Source organism: Novosphingobium sp. 32-60-15, assembly GCF_002280675.1.
Taxonomy (GTDB): Bacteria; Pseudomonadota; Alphaproteobacteria; order Sphingomonadales; family Sphingomonadaceae; genus Novosphingobium.
The window spans coordinates 107,992-127,423 of the sequence record NZ_NCEN01000021.1 but is presented as its reverse complement, the minus strand read 5'-3'; the positions used below and the strand labels follow the sequence as shown (position 1 = coordinate 127,423).

Below are 19,432 nucleotides of genomic sequence, written 5' to 3'. Positions count from 1 at the left end.
CACAATCATGGCCCGCACCTTTGCCGCGGGCAAGCCCGTCATGACAGCCGCGCGGCAAAGGGATCGGCAGGGCAGCAATTGCGGCGGCGGCGCTCCTGTGCCAAAGCGCGGATCAACGCTTTAAGGCTTGAGAGAACCCGATGTCCGAGTTGCTGAAAATCACCCTGCCCGATGGTTCCGTGCGCGAAGTAGCGCCCGGCAGCACCCCCGCGGACATCGCCGCCGCCATTGGCCCCGGCCTTGCCAAAGCGGCGCTGGCGGCGCGGGTGGATGGCGAACTGGTTGATCTTTCGCGCCCCTTTACCGCCGATGCGCAACTGGCGCTGGTGACGGCCAAGGACGAGGCTGATGCGCTCGACCTTGCGCGCCATGACTTTGCGCACATTCTGGCAGAGGCCGTGCAGGCGCTGTTTCCGGGCACGCAGATCACGTTCGGGCCCAGCACCGACGATGGCTTCTATTACGATTTCGCGCCCGCCGAACGCCCGTTTACCGATGAGGACCTGCCCGCGATCGAGGCGCAGATGCGCAAGATCATCGGGGCAAACAAGCCGCTGCGCCGCGAGGAATGGAGCCGCGAACAGCTTATCAGCCGGTGGAAGCAACAGGGCGAGAGCTTCAAGGCTGAATGGGCTGCAGAGCTTCCCGGCGATGAACCGCTGACGGTGTATTGGTCAGGCGATGACTGGCTGGATATGTGCCGTGGGCCACACTTGCCATCGACCGGCAAGCTGGACCCGACCGCGTTCAAGCTGACGCGCGTTTCGGGGGCCTATTGGCGCGGCGACCAGAACAACGCGATGCTGAGCCGCATTTACGGGACCGGCTGGCTCAACAAGAAGCAGCTTGATGCCCACATGACGCGGCTGGAAGAGGCCGCCAAGCGCGATCACCGCAAGCTGGGCAACGAAATGGACCTGTTCCACCTTCAGGCCGAAGCGCACGGCAGCGTGTTCTGGCATCCCAAGGGCTACATGATCTGGCGCGAGCTGGAAGCCTATATGCGCCGCGCGATCGATGGCGCGGGCTATCGCGAGGTGAAAACCCCGCAAGTGATGGACGCGCGCCAGTGGGAGCAATCGGGCCACTGGGGCAAATATCGCGAAAACATGTTCGTCATCCCCGACGAAGTGCCCAACGTGGATGACGAAGGTCCAGTGATCAGCGGCGAGGCCGACTGGATGGCCCTGAAGCCGATGAACTGCCCCGCGCACGTCCTGATCTTCCGGCAGGGCCTGAAATCCTACCGCGACCTGCCGCTGCGTCTGTATGAAAACGGCTGCTGCCACCGCAACGAACCGCACGGCGCGCTGCACGGACTGATGCGCGTGCGCCAGTTCACGCAGGACGATGCGCACATCTTCTGCCGCGAAGACCAGATCGTGGATGAAGTGCAGGCGTTCTGCGAACTGGCCGACCGCATCTACAAGCACTTCGGCTTTACCTATTCGATCAAGCTGGCGCTGCGCCCCGAAAAGCGCTTTGGCACCGAAGAAATGTGGGACATGGCCGAAAGCGAGCTGCGCGCCGCCGTGGTCCGCGCAGGGCTTGCCACCGAACAATATGGCTGGGAAGAATTGCCGGGCGAAGGCGCGTTCTATGCGCCCAAGCTGGAATGGCACCTGACCGATGCGATTGGCCGCACATGGCAAGTCGGCACGATCCAGTCCGACCGCGTCCTGCCCGAACGGCTTGATGCGACGTATGTTGGCGAAGATGGCGACAAGCATCGCCCGGTCATGCTGCACCGCGCGATCTTCGGTTCGTACGAACGCTTCATCGGCATTCTGATCGAGCATTTTGCAGGCCGCCTGCCGGTCTGGCTGGCACCGGTGCAGGCCGTGGTGGCCACCATCGTTTCAGAAGCGGACGACTATGCCACCGAAGTGCTGGCCAAGCTGAAGGCTGCGGGCATCCGCACCGAAAGCGACCTGCGCAACGAAAAGATCAATTACAAGGTGCGCGAACATTCGGTGGCGAAAGTCCCGTACCTGCTGGTGGTGGGCAAGCGCGAGGCCGAAGAAGGCACCGTGGCGATCCGCATTCTGGGCGAACAGCACCAGAAGGTGATGCCGCTGGACGAGGCCATCGCGTTGTTGGTGGCAGAGGCGACTGCGCCCGATTTGCGCTGAGGTTCGTGTGGGTGCTTCGACAGGCTCTGCGTGAGCGGAGTCTGATTACGACACAGTTCTTGCACTATCGTCATCCTGAACTTGTTTCAGGATCCATCTATCAAGGCGCACTGCGGTTTGTGGGGAGGAATGGATGCTGAAACAAGTTCAGCATGACGGGATCCGGGATTTACGTTGCCGAAGAAGATGGGCGCCAACTTGTTTCAGGGTGACGGAATAGGCATGGTGACGAAGCAGGGATAGCGTTTGCGGAGGGGGTGGCTACCCACACCAATCCCGCCCCTCCCGAGCCATTCGAAGCATCGGCACCTGATAACGCCAAATTAAGCGCTGTCGCGTAAGTCCCTTTGGCAAGCACGCCCGAGGGACTTGACCTGATGACCCTGCATTTCCGCGCCATCGCTGCGCAAGCCGCTGAAGACAGTGCCATTTCAGCGGAGGAAATCCTTGCGCTGCGCCGTGCGGCGTGGCCCGATGGCAGGATTGATCCTGAAGAAGCCGAGGCGATCTTCATCCTGAATGACCAGATCGCCACGCCAACGGCGGAATGGAGCGACTTCTTTGTCGAGGCGCTGGTCGAATTCATCGTCAATACGACCGAGCCGCGCGGCTATGTTTCGGATGAAAACGCCGCCTGGCTTGTCGAGCGTGTGAAGCATGACGGCAAAGTAAGCAGCCTCACCGAACTGGAACTGGTCGTGCGCGTGCTGGAAAAGGCGCAATCAACGCCTGATAGCTTGCGCCAGTTCGCGCTCGACCTGCTGGAACAGGCGGTATTGACCGGCGAAGGCCCGACCCGCAGCGGAGGCGCGCTTGATCCGGGCAGCATCAACGCGGCGGAATGCGCCTTGATCCGCCGCACCATCTTTGCCGCGGGCGGCGATCGGCCCGCCGCCGTCAGCCAGCGCGAGGCGGAAATACTGTTCCGCATCAAGGACGCCACGCTGGACGCCGACAACGCGCCCGAATGGGAGCGCCTGTTTGTGCAGGGCGTCGGCAATTATCTGCAGGGCTGGCAGAGTGCCAAGGGGCTGACCCGTGAGCGAGCGGGCGAGCTTGAGGCATTCATGAACGACCGGTCGAGCCATCTTGGCCGGTTCTTCGGGCGGATGGCCACGACTGATGCCAGAGGCTTTACCCAGGCGGTGCGGGCTGTGGGCTTTGGCCGCCGCCAACCCGAACGCGACATTGCGGGCGAGGCTGCGCGCGAAAACGCGGTAACCGATGCAGAAAATCTATGGCTGAACGCCCGGATTGACGCCGATGACAAGGTTGACGTGCTGGAAGAAGCGCTGCTGCGCTTCCTGCAACAAGGCTAAACCGTAAAGCTTTCACCGCAGCCGCAACTGCCCTTGGCGTTGGGGTTCTGGAACACGAAGCCTGCGGTAAAATCGTCTTCCTGCCACTCCATCGTGCTGCCGATCAGGTACAGCACCGATCCGCCGTCGATGAAGAACAAGCCGCCGGGCGTCTCGATCCGCTCGTCCATCGGGTTTGCTTGCGTCACGTAATCAACCGAATAGGCAAGGCCCGAACAGCCCCGGCGCGGGGTGGACAGCTTTACGCCAATCGCGCCTGCGGGAGCGGTTTCCATCAAATGCGCAATCCGCGCCTCGGCAGAAGGCGTGAGAATGACAGCGGCGGGGCGCTGGCGGGTCTTGGTGCTAACTTCGGTCATCGCACTATCTCCCCCCTCCCAAGCCAAAACAAATGTGGGCGGGAGGGGACGGGGGTGGGCCTTGCTTTGGCTAACATAGGGATGCGCTTGGCCTCTGCCCACCCCCAACCCCTCCCGCCAAAATCCGATTCAGGCCGGGAGGGGAGCTTTTACAACATCCCAAGCTCTAGCTTGGCTTCATCGCTCATCTTCTGCGGGTCCCATGCGGGGTCCCACACCAGATTGACCTCGGCATCGCGCACGCCGGGCACCGCACAGACGCGCAGTTCCACTTCGGCGGGCATTGATTCGGCCACCGGGCAATGCGGCGTGGTCAGCGTCATATTGACGATTACGTGCGCTTCATCATCAACTTCGACGCCATAAATCAGGCCAAGGTCGTAGATGTTGACCGGGATTTCCGGATCGAAAATCTCCTTCAGCGCGCTGATCACGCCTTCGTAGATGTCCCCACCGGGTTCACTGGGCGCAACGCCTTCGGGCTTGGCCGCAAGGAAGCCTTCGAGGTAATCGCGCTTGCGATCCAGCTTTTCAGCGGGCGTTTCCACAGGTTCGGGAATGTCGTCCACGCGCGCACGGCGCGGCATGCTGACGGCTTCTACCTCTTCGACGGCGAATTTGGGATCCTCTACGCTCATCCGAAAATCCTCTTGGTCCTTTCGATACCGCGCACCAATGCGGCGATATCGCTTTCATCGCTATAAATGCCAAAACTGGCGCGGGCCGTGGCGGGAACGCCAAGGTGATCCATCAAGGGCTGCGCGCAATGGTGCCCGGCGCGGATTGCCACGCCTTCCTCGTCAAGGATCGTGCCCAGATCATGGGGGTGTACCCCCTCCATCGCAAAGCTGACGATCCCGGCGCTGTCGTCCGGCCCGAACAGGCGGATCGCGTTCATCGCCTGCAAAGCCTCACGCGCCTTGGCCACCAGCGCGGTTTCATGGGCATGGATCACATCGAGGCCGACGCCGGTGACGTAATCTGCCGCCGCGCCAAAACCGATGGCTTCGACGATTGCGGGCGTTCCGGCCTCGAAACGCTGGGGCGCGGGGGCATATGTCGTCTTTTCAAAGGTTACGCGATCAATCATCGCGCCGCCGCCCTGCCATGGCGGCATGGCGTCAAGGATTTCGGGTTTCGCCCAGAGCGCGCCGATGCCGGTGGGGCCATAGAGCTTGTGCGCTGAAAACACATAGAAATCGGCATCAATCGCATGGACATCCACCGCGATCCGCGCGACCGACTGGCAGCCATCGAGCAGGATTTTCGCGCCGACATTACGCGCCAGCTTCACTGCATGTTCCACGTGAAGCACGGAGCCCAGCACGTTCGAAACATGCGCGAACGACACCAGTTTGTGCGCGGGCGTCAACATCCGTTCAGCGGCGGCAAGATCGATCTGGCCGTCTTCCGTGATCGGACAGACGTCAATTTCAACGCCGGTCCGGTCGCGCAGCAATTGCCAGGGCACGATGTTGGAATGATGCTCAAGCTGCGAGAGCAGGATGCGGTCACCAGCCTTGAGATTGGCCACGCCCCATGTCTGCGCAACAAGGTTGATCGCCTCGGTCGCGCCGCGTGTGAACACGAGTTCGCTTTCCTGCGCACCGATCAGCGCGGCCACCTTGCGGCGCGCGGCTTCGAAGGCCAGCGTCATATCGGCCGAGCGCGCATAGACGCCGCGATGGACCGTGGCGTAATCGCTGCCCAAGGCGCGCATCATCGCATCGATAACGGCTTGCGGCTTTTGCGCGGTGGCGGCGGTATCGAGGTAATGCCAGCGGCTGCCGTCAGGATTGATCAGGCCGGGCCAGATGGCATCGCGGGTGAGCGTGGCGGTGCTCACAGGATCGCCTCCAGCGCATCGAGCGCGGCTTGAGTCAGCGTCTCTTCATCGGCAGCGCCGACAAAGGCTTCGGCGATGAAGGCCTGCAACATCAGCTTCTTGGCCTGCGCTGGCGGCAGCCCGCGCTGGGCGAGGTAGAACAGGCTTTGCGGATCGAGTTCGCCCACGGCACAGCCATGCGCGCATTTCACATCGTCGGCATAGATTTCCAGCTCGGGCCGCGCATTTGCAGTGGCAGTCCGGTCCAGCAGCATGGCGCGGATTGATTGCGAACCGTCTGTGCCAATGGCCCCGCGCGCCACGGCCACTTTGCCAAGGTACGTGCCGGTGGCGTGGCCCGCCAGCACTGAGCGCACGATTTGCGTAGATACCGCATCAGGTTCGGCATGCGTGACTTGCGTGACGATCTCGGCGGTCTGATCGCCGCCCGCGATCTGCGCCGCGCCAAGGTGGAACTTTGCCGCTTTGCCGAGCGTTACCGACACCGCGATGCGGCCATAGGCAGAACCGGCGTTCAGCACGCGCAGATCGAACGAAGCGCCGTCTTCCAGCACGATGGAAAGTTCACGCGCATCGGCACTGGTGCCATCAAGCACCAATGCAAGCGCACCTTCTTCGCCCGCGCTAACGCGAATTTCCTGCGTTGCCAGCGGCCACAGCGGCGCAAGGGCGGCCAGGTCCGCATAGCGGAACGCCTCGTCCCGGCGGGTGGGCAGGGTCAGCGTATCGCTCACGCCGCTACCGCCTCGTAGCCTTGCTCTTCGAGTTCAAGCGCCAGTTCGGGGCCGCCAGTGCGGACGATGCGGCCACCGGCAAGCACGTGGACGAAATCGGGCTTCACGTAATCGAGCAGGCGCTGGTAGTGCGTGATCAGCAGCACGGCCTTGTCGGGCTTGCGCATGATCGCGTTGATGCCTTCGCCGCAAATGCGCAGCGCATCGATATCAAGGCCTGAATCGGTTTCATCCAAGATTGCCAGCTTGGGATCAAGGATGCCCATCTGCACCATCTCGGCGCGCTTCTTTTCACCGCCCGAAAAGCCGACGTTTACCGGACGCTTGAGCATGTCCATGTCCATGCGCAAAAGCCCTGCCTTTTCCTTGGCGAGCTTGAGGAACTCCCCGCCCGAAAGCGGTGCTTCCCCGCGCACCTTGCGCTGGGCATTCGCGGCTTCACGCAGGAATTGCACGAAGGAAACGCCCGGGATTTCAACCGGATACTGGAAGCCAAGGAACAGGCCCGCCGCCGCTCGCTCATGCGGTTCAAGCGCGAACAGGTCTTCGCCTGCAAAGCTGACTGTGCCGCCGGTCACTTCATAGCCAGGCCGTCCGCCCAACGTATAGCCCAGCGTCGATTTGCCCGCACCGTTCGGCCCCATGATCGCATGGATTTCGCCCGGATTGATGGTGAGCGACAGTCCCTTGAGGATCTGCTTGTCAGCGATGGTGGCGGAGAGGTTTTCAATGTTGAGCATGGGTTTTCTCGCTTAGCGCCGTGGCGCACCGTAGGAGCGGTTGGCAGGGCGCGAATTGGCGCGCAGTTCTTCGTAGCGGGCTTTCATCGCGGCAACTGTGTCGCGCGAGACGCCTTCGGGATCGGCGAGCACTTCCTCGGCGGTATAGCGCACCACTTTGATGCCGACTTCGGTCAGGCTCTTGTCGCGGCGGTGTTCGATTTCGGCGGGAACATCGCCTTCATCGATCAGCACGACCAGCTTCAGCGGCAGACAGGCGAAGTTGGCGATGGCCGAGCCGATGACGGTGAAGCTTTTGGGCTTGTACTGGCCCAGATCTTCCTTCGCCAGTTCATCAGCCAGCGCCACTTGGGCAGGCGTGGGGTTACGTTTGCGTTCACGGGCCAGTTCGTGAATCGCATCGAGCCGCGATTCCGCAATGTTCCAGCCGCGCCCCTTGCGCTGAAGCTTGGGCGCGTCTTCCCGCTCACTGGCGGGGCGGAGGGTAAGGGTTTTCTTCAACCGACTGATCCTTCAAGCGAAATACCCAGCAGCTTTTGCGCTTCGACTGCAAATTCCATCGGCAATTGCTTGAGCACTTCGCGGGCGAAGCCGTTGACGATCAGGGCGACGGCGCTTTCCTGATCGAGGCCACGCTGCATGGCGTAGTAGAGCTGATCGTCGCTGATCTTGCTGGTGGTGGCTTCGTGTTCGATGGTGGCGGTGGGGTTGCGCACTTCGATGTAGGGCACGGTGTGCGCGCCGCAATCAGCGCCCAGCAGCAGGCTGTCGCACTGGGTGAAGTTGCGCACGCCATCGGCGCCCGGCGCCACGCGGACAAGGCCGCGATAGGTGTTGTTCGACTTGCCCGCAGAGATACCCTTTGAGACGATGGTCGAGCGGGTGCGCTTGCCGTTGTGGATCATCTTGGTGCCGGTATCGGCCTGCTGGTAATTGTTGGTGACGGCGACCGAGTAGAACTCGCCCACCGAATCATCACCGTTCAACACACAGCTTGGATACTTCCAAGTGATGGCAGAGCCAGTTTCAACCTGCGTCCACGAAACCTTTGAGCGCTTGCCCTGACACAGCGCGCGCTTGGTGACGAAGTTGTAAATGCCGCCAAGGCCCTCGGCATTGCCGGGATACCAGTTCTGCACGGTTGAATACTTGATCTCGGCATCGTCCATCGCGACCAGTTCGACCACGGCGGCGTGAAGCTGGTTTTCATCGCGCATCGGCGCGGTGCAGCCTTCGAGGTAGCTGACATAGCTACCTTTGTCGGCCACGATCAGCGTGCGTTCAAACTGTCCGGTGTTTTCCGCGTTGATGCGGAAATAGGTGGAAAGCTCCATCGGGCAGCGCACGCCTTCGGGGATGTAAACGAAGGTGCCATCCGAAAAGACCGCGCAATTCAATGTGGCGAAGTAATTGTCATGCATCGGCACAACTTTGCCGAGCCACTTCTTCACATGCTCAGGATATTCGCGGATCGCTTCGGAGATCGAGCGGAAGATGACGCCTGCTGATTCCAGCTCCTTGCGGAAGGTGGTGGCGACCGACACGCTGTCAAACACCGCATCCACGGCAACACGGCGCGCGCCTTCAACACCGGCGAGCACTTCCTGCTCGGCCAGCGGAATGCCCAGCTTTTCGTAAATGCGCAGGATTTCGGGATCGACCTCGTCCAGGCTGCCAAGCTTGGGCTTGGTTTTGGGCGCGGCCCAGTAATAGGCGTCCTGATAATCAATCGGCGGGACGTTCAGCTTGGCCCAATCGGGCGTGGGCATCGTCAGCCAGTGGCGATAGGCCTTGAGCCGCCATTCGAGCATCCACTCGGGCTCGTCCTTTTTGGCCGAGATATAGCGGACGGTGTCTTCGGACAGGCCTTTGGGGCCGTATTCCTGTTCAATGTCAGATGACCAGCCGTGTTCATAATCGGCCACTTTGGCGGCGGCATCGTGCGCTGCCTGGTCTTTGATTGGCTGGTCTTTCAGCTGTACGTTTTCAGTCATGCCATAACCTCCGCCACCGGAGCCGCATTTACGGCAGGACGGGACAATTGGGTGAGCGGAATTCCGGCCAGCGCACCGCGCAATGCGGCATCAACCGCAGGCCAGTGCGGACGGATCGAACAGGCTGCCTCCAGCGTGCAATCGTGGCGGCTATGATCGCTGCACGGGGCCAGAGCAATAGGCCCTTCGACCGCCTCGACAATATCGGCCAAGGTTATTGCTGCTGCCGGACGCGCAAGTTTCAGCCCGCCCCCTGCGCCGCGAACGGATTTCAACAATCCCGCCGCAGACAGCTTGCTGACCAATTTTTGCACGGTGGGCGCAGGCAGCCCGGTTTCATCGGCCAGTTGCTGGGCCGAAACACGCGCATGCCCGCAATGGCGCGCGGCGGCGCTCATCGTTACGACGGCATAATCGGCCATGCTGGAAAGGCGCATCGTCTGGTTGGTCCCGCAAGGTCCGAAATGAAATCGGACCGAATCACTCCGGTTATCTAGGCGCTCGATTCACAAGATACAAGACGAGCCTTCCAGCAGGCGAAGAGGGGCGGGACGCAGACAAAAAAAGGGCGGCCAAGACCTGTGAAGATCATCGGCCGCCCTAAAGTCGAGAACTCAGCACATAAGTGCACCGAGCCCTTCGGGTCGCAAGGCCTAGCTACGCAGTCCGCCTCGCGATGAATTGTATGAATTCGACAAAATCGGTTGCATTGCGGCAACATACCCTGATCATTCGATGACAATTGCTGTTCGTTCGGCAAAGTAGGGACTTGGCCATTGCTGTAACCAAGCGCAATAGACCGCAAAACGCCATGTCGGGCGAAAGTTCGCTTTCGCTGCTGCACCAGTTGACGCTCATTTGGATCGATACCTGTGACGCCTTTTTCCTTGTTGCGCCCGCTGATTTTCCGCATTGCAGCAGAGCCTGCCCATCGCCTTACAATCAAGGCCTTAGGGTACATGCAAAGCGGTGCGCGCGCCGCCCCGACCCCCACCCTTGCCCAGCGGATCGGCGGCATTGCCTTTCCCAATCCGGTCGGCATGGCCCCCGGCTTCGACAAGAACGCCGAGGTGCCCGATGCCATGCTCGGCTTCGGATTCGGTTCGGTCGAGGTCGGCACGGTCACGCCTCTTCCCCAAGAGGGCAACCCCAAGCCGCGCCTGTTCCGGCTGGTTGAAGACCGCGCGGTGATCAACCGCATGGGGTTTAACAACGAAGGCGCCCAAGCGGTGACCAACCGGTTGATGCGGCGGCGCGAAACCGGCGCGCACGGCCTGCAGGGTATCGTCGGTGTGAACATCGGCGCAAACAAGGATTCGCCTGATCGCATTGCCGATTACGCGCAGATGACCCGGCTTATGGCACCGCTGGCGTCCTATCTCACGGTAAACATCTCCTCGCCCAACACGCCTGGCCTGCGCGCCTTGCAAGATGAAGGCGCGCTATCCGCGCTGCTTGACGGTGTGCTGGAAGCGCGCGGCAACAGCCATGTGCCGGTATTCCTGAAACTGGCACCCGATCTTGAACCTGCCGATATTGACAGCATCTGCCGCATCGCGCTGGAAAAGAAGCTGGCCGCGCTGATCATATCAAACACCACGATTACGCGTCCGGCGCTGCGTTCGGCCCATGCGGGCGAGGCAGGCGGGCTTTCGGGCGAACCCTTGCGCGATCTTGCGCTGCAACGCCTGCGCGATTTCCGCAAGGCCAGCGGCGGGGCGATCCCGCTGGTGGGCGTTGGCGGCATTTCAACTGTGGACGATGCCTGGGACCGCATCCGCGCAGGTGCCAGCCTGATCCAGCTTTACAGCGCGCTGGTCTATGAAGGGCCGGGGCTTGCCCACCGCCTGGTCAAAGGGCTTGAAACAAAGGTGCGCGAAGCGGGGCTGACATCCATTGCAGAGGCGGTCGGCAGCGAATAGCGTGGGGGCCATGAACTTCATGCGCATGCTTCGCCTTCTGCCCCTCAGCGCCGTCCTTCTGGCCAGTGCTTGCGTCCCGCCGCCGAACGCTTCGGTGCCGCCGCGCACGCCGCCTGCCGCCGCCACCAGCGGTGTTCCCGATGATAGCGCCGGCCTTGTCTCGGCAGCCGATCCGCGCGCCGCAGAGGCAGGCGCGCAAATGCTCCGCCTGGGCGGCAGCGCGGTTGACGCCTCCATCGCCACGATGCTGGCGCTGACCGTGGTCGAACCGCAAAGCTCGGGCATTGGCGGGGGCGGGTTTCTGGTGCTGGGCGATGCAGGCGGCAACGTCGCAACGATCGACGGGCGCGAAACCGCCCCCAAAGCCGCCACGCAGCAATGGTTCTTTGTCGATGGCAAGCCGATGGCCTATGGCGATGCGGTTCCCGGCGGGCGCAGTGTTGGCGTGCCCGGCAATCTTCGCCTTGCCGCCCTGGCGCACAACAAACACGGCAAGCTTTCATGGCGCACCCTGTTTCAGCCCGCGATCAGGCTGGCGCGTGAGGGCTATCAGATAACCCCGCGCATGCGGGCATCGCTGGCCAACGCGATCCGCACCGGCGCGCTTGATCCTGATGCCCGTGCGCTGTTCTATGGCGCTGATGGCCAGCCGTTGCCCGAAGGCACATTGGTGCGCAATCCGGCGCTGGCCGCTACGCTGGAAACCATCGCCGCGCGCGGGGCTGACAGTTTTTATACCGGCGAGAACGCCACTTTGCTGGCCACCAAAGTGGGCACCGCGCCGCGCAATCCTGCGCCGATGACCACGGCAGACCTTGCCGCTTACAAGGCGGTAGAGCGCCCTGCGGTGTGCGGACAATACCGCCAGTACCGCATTTGCGGCATGGGGCCGCCGTCATCGGGCGCGACAACGGTTTACGCCATTCTCAAGCAGCTTGAACGCTTTGACATGAAAACGCTTGGCCCGGCTGACCCGACGGCATGGCACCTGATCGCTGAATCGCAACGCCTCGCTTATGCAGACCGGGAGCAATATGCTGCCGATGCCGATTTCGTATCGGTGCCGGTCAAGGGGCTGATCGATCCCGCCTACCTTTCGGCACGTTCGGCGCTGATTTCGCCAAGTGCGACAATGCCAAGCGCCCTTCCCGGCACACCGCCGGGGGCAACGCTGGCTTTTGCACGGCCTGCCCGCCAGGAAGAGCATGGCACAACGCATTTTGTCACCGTTGACCGCTGGGGCAATTCCACCAGCTACACCTCGACCATCGAAGGGCCGTTCGGATCGGGCCTGATGGTGGGCGGCTATTATCTGAACAACGAGCTGACCGATTTCAACATCGTGCCGGACAAGGACGGCAAGCCGACCGCGAACCGCGTTGAAGGCGGCAAGCGTCCGCGCAGTTCAATGGCACCGACGCTGATCTATGGCCCTGATGGCAAGCTGCGGCTGGCGGTCGGCGCGGCTGGCGGCACGACCATTCCGGCACAAGTGGCCAAGGCAATTATCGGCGTGCTCGACTGGAACCTGTCAGCGCGCGATGCCATTGCCCTGCCCACGGTCTTTGCGCCGGGTGGCGAGACGGTGTTTGTGGAAAAAGGCACTTCGCTTGAAGCGATGATCCCTGCGTTACAGGCGTTGGGCCATGCCAAGATCATGGCGCGCAACCCCTCGTTCAAAGCCAATGCCATCGAACATCTGGATGGCGTGTGGCGCGGCGCGGCTGATCCGCGCAGTGAAGGGGCCGCAGTGGCTCCCTGAACTGTTGCCGTAATGAAACTGCGGCACTAGGTTCACGTCCGACCAAGTGGAAGCCGGAGCTCCAACCGGCTCCGGGGCGAGGAATCCGAACGTGCAGCTTACCGATTTCGCAGGCTATCCCAATCTTGTCGCCATGTTCCTTGACCGGGCAAAAGCCCGTGGGGACGGGCCGTTCCTGTGGGCCAAGCGCGAAGGCAAATGGCAATCGCAAAGCTGGGCCGAAGCTGCGCGCAAGGTTTGCCTGCTGGCAGAAAACTTGCGCGCTTTGGGATTGAGCGCAGGCGACCGTGTGGCGCTGGTATCGGAAAACCGGCCGGAATGGGCGATTGCAGACCTTGCGATCATGGCCGCAGGGCTTGTCACGGTGCCGACCTATACAACCAATACCGAACGCGATCACCTGCACATTCTGGAAAATTCAGGCGCGCGGGCGGTGATCGTGTCCACGTCCAAACTGTCCAACGCCGTGCTTCCCGCAGCGCTGGCCGCGCCGTGTGTCGAACATGTGATCGGGATCGAACCGCTGCGCCAGATGCAGGCGGGCAAGCTGGCGTTCCACGATTGGGCCGCGATGACAACAGGCGATGCCGATGGGGCACGGCGCGCGGTGGATGCGCGGCTGTCCACCATGCGCCGCGATGATCTGGCCTGCCTGATCTATACCAGCGGCACCGGCGGTTCTCCGCGCGGGGTGCGGCTGCACCACGGATCGATCCTGTGCAATGTTGATGGCGCAGCACACATTCTGGCCGAGGATTTCGGCTGGGACGAGGAAGTGTTCCTGTCCTTCCTGCCGCTGTCACACGCTTATGAACACACCGGCGGGCAGTATCTGCCTATCGGCATGGGCGCGCAGATCTATTATTCCGAAGGTTTGGAAAAGCTGGCGTCGAACATCGAGGAAGTGCGCCCGACGATGATGGTCGTGGTGCCGCGCCTGTTTGAAGTGCTGCGCGCGCGCATCATGAAGCAGGTGGAAAAGCAGGGCAAAGTTGCCAATTACCTGATGGACCGCGCGCTGGGCATCGGCACGCGCAAGGCGGCGGGCAAGCGCCGCCTGCTGGACCTGCCGATGAGCGCGATCCTTGAACGAACATTGCGGCCCAAGATCCGCGCCCGCTTTGGCGGTCGGTTAAAGGCAATGGTTTCAGGCGGCGCACCGCTGAACCCCGATGTCGGCGTGTTTTTCGATGCGATGGGCCTGACCATGCTGCAAGGCTATGGCCAGACCGAGGCTGGGCCGGTGATATCGTGCAACCGCCCGCGTGTCGGCATCGGCATGAACACCGTCGGTCCGCCGATGAAGGGCGTCGAGGTGAAAATCGCCGAGGATGGCGAAATCCTGACGCGCGGCGAACTGGTGATGCATGGCTATTGGCGCAACGATGCCGAAACCGCGCGCGCCATTCCGCAAGACGGACCCAACGCAGGCTGGCTGCATACCGGCGACATCGGCCACATCGACAAGCAGGGCCGCATCGTCATCACTGATCGCAAAAAGGACATGATCGTCAACGACAAGGGCGACAATGTCTCGCCCCAGAAGATCGAGGGCATGCTGACGCTGCAGCCGGAAATTGCCCAAGCCATGGTCAGCGGCGACAAGCGGCCCTACATCGTCGGCCTGATCGTGCCCGATCCCGAATGGGCGCTGGAATGGGCGCGCGCCCAGGGCGAACACTTCGATTTCAAGGAATTGCAAAACCTGCCCGCCTTCCGCAACGCCATCCGCAACGCGGTGGACCGGGTGAACAAGGACGTTTCGGTGATCGAAAAGGTCCGCCAGTTCACTTTCGCGGACGAAGCGTTTTCCATCGACAACGAGGAAATGACGCCAAGCCTGAAAATCCGGCGGCACAAGATCAAGGAGCGCTACGGCGCACGAGTGGACGCGCTGTATAAGGCGTGAGGGTAAAAAGGCATGGTAATTATCCCCCTCGCTTAAGGTTCTCGCAATTTCGTCATCCTGAACTTGTTTCAGGATCCATCCATCAACACACACTGCTGTTTGTGGGGAGAAATGGATGCTGAAACAAGTTCAGCATGACGGAGTTGGAGCTTACGTTGCCGAAGAAGATAATGGCCTAAGGGCGTGAGAGGGCTTCTCGCGCAACCTTTGCAGGGCCACCCCTGACCCCTCCCGTAAATGAGAGGGGAGCGAGACTAACGCAGCCGCAGGCGGCGTTAGTCGCAACGGGGTGGGCTTTCCGGCATATCGCACTGGCGACTACCCGTTGGCCTGCGCCTTTAACTGGTAGAGCAGGTCCAGCGCCTCGCGCGGGGACAGGGCGTCGATGTCGAGACCGTTCAGCCGCTCGCGCAGGGCGTCGACCTTTTCCTCTGCCGCTTCGATGGCGGCCGCAAACAGAGGCAAGTCATCAAGCCCTGCGGCAAGACCGCCGGTTGCCGCACGGCCTTTCTCCAGCTTTTCCAGCACGGATTTGGCGCGTTTTACCACGGGCGCTGGCACGCCTGCCAGCCGCGCAACGGCAAGGCCATAGGACTTGTCCGCCGGCCCTTCGGCCAGTTCGTGCAGCAGCACCAAATCACCCTTCCATTCGCGCGCGCGGACGTGGTGGAGCGAGAGCGAATCGCACGATTCGGCAAGGCGCGCGAGTTCATGGTAATGCGTGGCGAAGAGGCAGCGGCTACGGTTGATCGAATGCACCGCCTCGACAACTGCCCATGCCAGCGCGAGGCCATCATACGTTGATGTGCCGCGCCCGACTTCATCAAGGATCACAAAGCTGCGCTCGGTCGCTTGTGACAGGATCGCGGCGGTTTCGACCATCTCGACCATGAAGGTGGAGCGCCCGCGCGCCAGATTGTCAGACGCGCCTACGCGGCTGAACAGGCGGTCGACCATGCCGATGGTTGCGGCCTGTGCGGGCACGAACCCGCCCGCTTGCGCCAGCAGCACGATCAGCGCGTTCTGGCGCAAAAACGTCGATTTACCGCCCATGTTCGGCCCGCCGATCAGCCAGAGGCGATCAATTGGCGCAAGGCGGCAATCGTTGGCGACAAACCGTTCGCCCTTGGCCGCCAGCGCGGCTTCCACCACCGGATGCCGCCCGCCGGTGATCTCAAGGCACGGCTCGTCCACCACGCGCGGCAGGGACCAGCCACCTTCGGCTGCGCGTTCGGCCTGGCCTGCCGCCACGTCGATACGCGCAAGGGCTGCGGCGGTTTGGGCGATAGCGGCCTTGGCCAGCACGGCTTGGCCCACCAGTTCCTCGAAATGCACCTCTTCGGCGGCCAGCGAATGGCCCCCGCTTTCCGCAATGCGGCTGGCCTCTTCGTGCAGGGCCAGCGCGTTGAAGCGCACCGCGCCCGCCATTGTCTGGCGATGGGTAAAGCCGGATTCGGGCGCCATCAGCCGGTCAGCATGGCGCGCGGGCACTTCGATGAAATAGCCCAGTACGCCGTTGTGGCGGATTTTCAGCGCCGCCACGCCGGTGTCATCGCGGTACTTTGCCTCAAGCGCGGCAATCGCGCGGCGCGAATTGCCCGAAACACGGCGCAATTCATCCAGCGCCGCGTCATACCCTTCGGCAATGAAGCCGCCTTGCGACCGTTCGGTCGGCGGTGCGGGCACCAACGCGCGGGCATAAAGATCAACCAGCGCGCCGTGCCCTGCCAGCGATGGCAGAAGGTCATCCAGCGGCGCAGGCCGGTCCGACCTAGCGCGCAGCATATCGTGCAGCCGCCGCGCTTCAGCCAAACCATCGCGCAATTGCCCCAGATCACGCGGAGAGCCGCGCCCTGCCACCACCCGCCCCAGCGCACGGCCGACATCGGGCAAAGCGCGCAAGACGCCGCGCAGATCACCGCGCAACAGCGGATCGTCATGCAGCCAGCTGACCAGTTCCAGCCGCCGGTAAATGGCGCGCGAATCCGTCAGCGGTGCCGACAAGTCCTCGGCCAGCAGCCGCGCGCCTGCGCCCGTCACGCAACGGTCAATCGCTTCCACCAGACTGCCCTTGCGCGCACCGCCGGTGCTGGTCAGGATTTCAAGGCTGGCCCGCGTGGCTTCATCCATCGCCATGTGCGTGCCTGCCTCACGCGCGACGGGCGGCAGCAGCAATGGCAAAGCGCCCCGGCCCACATGGTCAAGGTAACCGATCAACCCGCCTGCCGCTGCCAGCATCGCGCGGGTGAACTGGCCAAAGCCATCCAGCGTGGTGACACCGTGCACCGCCTTCAGCCGCGCTTCGCCCTCATCACTGCCGAATGACCGATTCGGCCTTGCCACGCATCCGGACGGCGCATCATCCCATGTTTCAGGCGCAACTATTTCTGTTGCCCCCAGCCGCGCCAAAGCGGCACCCATCTGATCAGCAGAGCATTCTTCCAGCTCCATCCGTCCGGTGGAAATATCGCAAGCGGCAATGCCGATGACCCCGCGCACATCGCACACCGCCGCCAGCACATTGGCGCGGCGCGGTTCGAGCAGGGCTTCTTCGGTCAGCGTTCCGGCGGTGACAAAACGCACGATGTCGCGCGCGACCAAAGCCTTGGAACCCCCGCGTTTCCTGGCTTCTTCGGGCGTTTCAACCTGTTCGGCAATGGCCACGCGGCACCCTGCACGGATCAGGCGGGCAAGGTAGCCTTCTGCGGCATGGACCGGCACCCCGCACATCGGGATGGGCGCTCCGCCATGTTCACCGCGGCTGGTCAGCGCAATGTCGAGCACTTGCGCAGCGGTCTTCGCATCGTCGAAGAACAGCTCGAAAAAGTCGCCCATGCGGTAGAACAACAGGCAGTCGCTCGCCTGCTCTTTCAGAGCAAGATATTGCGCCATCATCGGAGTTGGGGCATTAGGCGTCACGCGGAGGTGGCTAGACCAGCCGCGCGTGTTTCTCAAACTGTCAAAGCCGGATATCCGCAACTCTGCACCAAACGGGCTAGAGCCGGCACCGGTCTTGCGGGTTGTGGGTGTGGAGTAAACAGGGTTTTGACGCAAGTCCGCGAAAAAGATTGGTTGGCAGGTGTCAAACACTTGCTGGCGCGCGCCGGAGCGTTGCCGTGGCTGTCCGGCCCCGGCATTGCCATTGGCGTGCTGTTGATCTGCCTGCCTTTCGCGCTGGTCGAAGTGCCGCCCCTGATCGATATTCCCGGCCACATGGGTGCCGCCGCGATTGAAGCGGCTGGCCCCGGCAATCCGCTGGAAAAGTATTTTACGTGGAAATGGGTGTTCACGCTGAACATCGGCGGCGGCGTGCTGATGAAAGTGCTGGGCGCACAGTTCGGCATCCTGGCGGCGGGCTGGTGGAGCACAGTGCTGGCCACGGGCCTGTTTGCAGGCGGTTGCCTGTGGACCATCCGCATGCTGAACCCCAAGGGCGGACACGCTGCGGCATGGTCCTTGATGTTCGTGTTCAGCTTTCCGCTGCTGACGGGCTTCCTCAACTACATCCTTGCCACCGGCCTTGCGCTCACCGCGTTTGGTGCATCGCTCTGGCTGGAAAAGCGCAACCCGCGCGCGCGCGCCGTAATGCTGGTGGTGGCGCAACCGGTGGCCATGCTGTGCCACGCCATCGGCGGCTTGCTGCTGGCATTGCTGGTTGGCGCACATGCCTTTGGCCGCGCCATGGACGAACTGCCTGAAGGCTGGCGCTGGCGTGATCTGGCCAACCGTGAATGGCTGAAATCACTGGACTGGAAGGCCATCGGCCTGCGGTTGTGGCAGGCCTGCTGGCCGCTGCTCGCCACGGTCATCACCATCGCGCTGTGGAAAGCGTTTTCGCCCGAAACCAAATCGGTCAACATCTGGCGCTGGGACCAGAAGGCATGGTCCTTTGTCCTGACGTTGCGCGATCAGTCCAAGCTGCTGGATTTCGGCACTTCGATCATTGCGGGCCTGCTGGTGCTGGTCGGGCCGTTTCTTGGCGCGCGCTGGCGCTGGCGACAGGGCTTGCCCGCGCTGATGGTGTTCGTGCTGTTCCTTGCCATCCCCAGCGATATCAACGGATCATCGTTTGTTGATATCCGCCTGCTGCCGGTTGCTGCAATGCTGGGCCTAGGCCTTCAGGACTGGAGCCGCGCGCGCAAGCCGGAATGGGCCAAGTGGGTCGCCTACAGCGGCATGGGCCTGCTGGCGCTGCGCCTTTCGGTCACGGCGTGGAGCTTTGCCGGGTATGAGGACGATTACAAAAAGCAGCTTTCGGCGCTGACGCACGTTGAACCCGGCAGCCGCGTGCTGGCCTTTGTCGAACACTCGTGCATCAACGAATCATGGCGCAATACCCGCCGCGATCACCTTGCCAGCCTTGCCAGCCTCTACCGGCAGGCGTGGGTGAATGATAACTGGGCGGTTCCCGGCCTGCACATGGTGGTGCCGCGTTTCCGCCCCGGGCGCAATTTCACCGCCGATCCATCGGAATTCGTATGGTCGCGCCGCTGCGCCGGTGGCTGGCGTCGTACAGTCGATAACGCGCTGAAGTTCGCGCCGATTGAACGCGTCGATTATGTCTGGCTGATCGATACCGGCCTGCCGCGCAAGGGCGACCCGCGCCTGCAACTGGTATGGCAGGAAAACCGCAGCATGTTGTTCAAAGTGCGCCGCCTTGGCATGCCCGCCTTGCCGCCAAAAGATTTGTGAAAACGCCCGCAACCGGCGCCTCG

The 19,432-nt window shown here is 62.4% G+C and carries 15 protein-coding genes; 6 read left to right on the top strand and 9 right to left on the bottom strand.

Features of this window, described 5'->3' with window-relative positions:
* The first annotated feature begins 140 nt into the window (after positions 1–140).
* Positions 141–2,132 (top strand): threonine--tRNA ligase, encoded by a 1,992-nt coding sequence (gene thrS, locus B7Y89_RS14470; RefSeq protein ID WP_292939198.1) that lies wholly within the window; start codon positions 141–143, stop codon positions 2,130–2,132.
* Between the two features lie 377 nt (positions 2,133–2,509).
* Positions 2,510–3,451: a hypothetical protein gene (locus B7Y89_RS14465; RefSeq protein ID WP_292939197.1), complete on the top strand. Its 942-nt coding sequence runs from the start codon at positions 2,510–2,512 to the stop codon at positions 3,449–3,451.
* On the opposite strand, the gene B7Y89_RS14460 is transcribed toward B7Y89_RS14465, so the two are convergent.
* The 8 genes from B7Y89_RS14460 to B7Y89_RS14425 form a co-directional block, all read right to left on the bottom strand.
* Complete coding sequence (locus B7Y89_RS14460; RefSeq protein ID WP_292939196.1) at positions 3,448–3,810, bottom strand: iron-sulfur cluster assembly accessory protein; 363 nt, start codon at positions 3,808–3,810, stop codon at positions 3,448–3,450. The two genes, B7Y89_RS14465 and B7Y89_RS14460, sit on opposite strands and share 4 nt — an antisense overlap.
* Positions 3,811–3,959: 149 nt before the next feature.
* The gene (locus B7Y89_RS14455; RefSeq protein ID WP_292939195.1) at positions 3,960–4,448 is read right to left on the bottom strand and encodes an SUF system Fe-S cluster assembly protein; all 489 of its coding nucleotides are present in this window, start codon (positions 4,446–4,448) and stop codon (positions 3,960–3,962) included.
* Complete coding sequence (locus B7Y89_RS14450; protein ID WP_292939194.1) at positions 4,445–5,656, bottom strand: cysteine desulfurase; 1,212 nt, start codon at positions 5,654–5,656, stop codon at positions 4,445–4,447. The genes B7Y89_RS14455 and B7Y89_RS14450 overlap by 4 nt, the downstream gene beginning before the upstream one ends.
* Complete coding sequence (locus tag B7Y89_RS14445; protein ID WP_292939193.1) at positions 5,653–6,390, bottom strand: SufD family Fe-S cluster assembly protein; 738 nt, start codon at positions 6,388–6,390, stop codon at positions 5,653–5,655. The genes B7Y89_RS14450 and B7Y89_RS14445 overlap by 4 nt, the downstream gene beginning before the upstream one ends.
* Positions 6,387–7,130, bottom strand: coding sequence for a Fe-S cluster assembly ATPase SufC (gene sufC / locus B7Y89_RS14440; RefSeq protein WP_292939192.1), 744 nt, complete (start codon positions 7,128–7,130; stop codon positions 6,387–6,389). The genes B7Y89_RS14445 and sufC overlap by 4 nt, the downstream gene beginning before the upstream one ends.
* Before the next feature lie 12 nt (positions 7,131–7,142).
* A complete protein-coding gene (locus B7Y89_RS14435; RefSeq protein WP_292939191.1) occupies positions 7,143–7,631 on the bottom strand; it encodes a DUF559 domain-containing protein in 489 nt (162 codons plus the stop codon).
* The gene (gene sufB / locus B7Y89_RS14430) at positions 7,628–9,124 is read right to left on the bottom strand and encodes a Fe-S cluster assembly protein SufB (protein ID WP_292939190.1); all 1,497 of its coding nucleotides are present in this window, start codon (positions 9,122–9,124) and stop codon (positions 7,628–7,630) included. Before sufB ends, B7Y89_RS14435 begins: the two co-directional genes overlap by 4 nt.
* Entirely contained in the window at positions 9,121–9,561 is a 441-nt protein-coding gene (locus B7Y89_RS14425; RefSeq protein WP_292939189.1) for an Rrf2 family transcriptional regulator, read from the bottom strand. The genes sufB and B7Y89_RS14425 overlap by 4 nt, the downstream gene beginning before the upstream one ends.
* Positions 9,562–9,996: 435 nt before the next feature.
* On the opposite strand from B7Y89_RS14425, the gene B7Y89_RS14420 reads away from it, so the two are divergent.
* From B7Y89_RS14420 to B7Y89_RS14410, 3 genes are all read left to right on the top strand, one after another.
* A complete protein-coding gene (locus B7Y89_RS14420; protein ID WP_292939188.1) occupies positions 9,997–11,046 on the top strand; it encodes a quinone-dependent dihydroorotate dehydrogenase in 1,050 nt (349 codons plus the stop codon).
* A 19-nt stretch (positions 11,047–11,065) separates the two neighbouring features.
* Positions 11,066–12,808 (top strand): gamma-glutamyltransferase, encoded by a 1,743-nt coding sequence (ggt, locus tag B7Y89_RS14415; RefSeq protein WP_292939212.1) that lies wholly within the window; start codon positions 11,066–11,068, stop codon positions 12,806–12,808.
* 133 nt (positions 12,809–12,941) lie between these two features.
* Positions 12,942–14,717: an AMP-dependent synthetase/ligase gene (locus B7Y89_RS14410; protein WP_292939211.1), complete on the top strand. Its 1,776-nt coding sequence runs from the start codon at positions 12,942–12,944 to the stop codon at positions 14,715–14,717.
* A gap of 318 nt (positions 14,718–15,035) precedes the next feature.
* Here the strand turns inward: B7Y89_RS14410 and mutS are convergent, their stop codons facing one another.
* A complete protein-coding gene (mutS, locus tag B7Y89_RS14405) occupies positions 15,036–17,612 on the bottom strand; it encodes a DNA mismatch repair protein MutS (protein ID WP_292939210.1) in 2,577 nt (858 codons plus the stop codon).
* A gap of 177 nt (positions 17,613–17,789) precedes the next feature.
* Here mutS and B7Y89_RS14400 point away from each other — a divergent pair, with 177 nt between their 5' ends.
* Positions 17,790–19,409 (top strand): hypothetical protein, encoded by a 1,620-nt coding sequence (locus tag B7Y89_RS14400; protein ID WP_292939187.1) that lies wholly within the window; start codon positions 17,790–17,792, stop codon positions 19,407–19,409.
* The last annotated feature ends 23 nt before the right edge of the window (positions 19,410–19,432 follow it).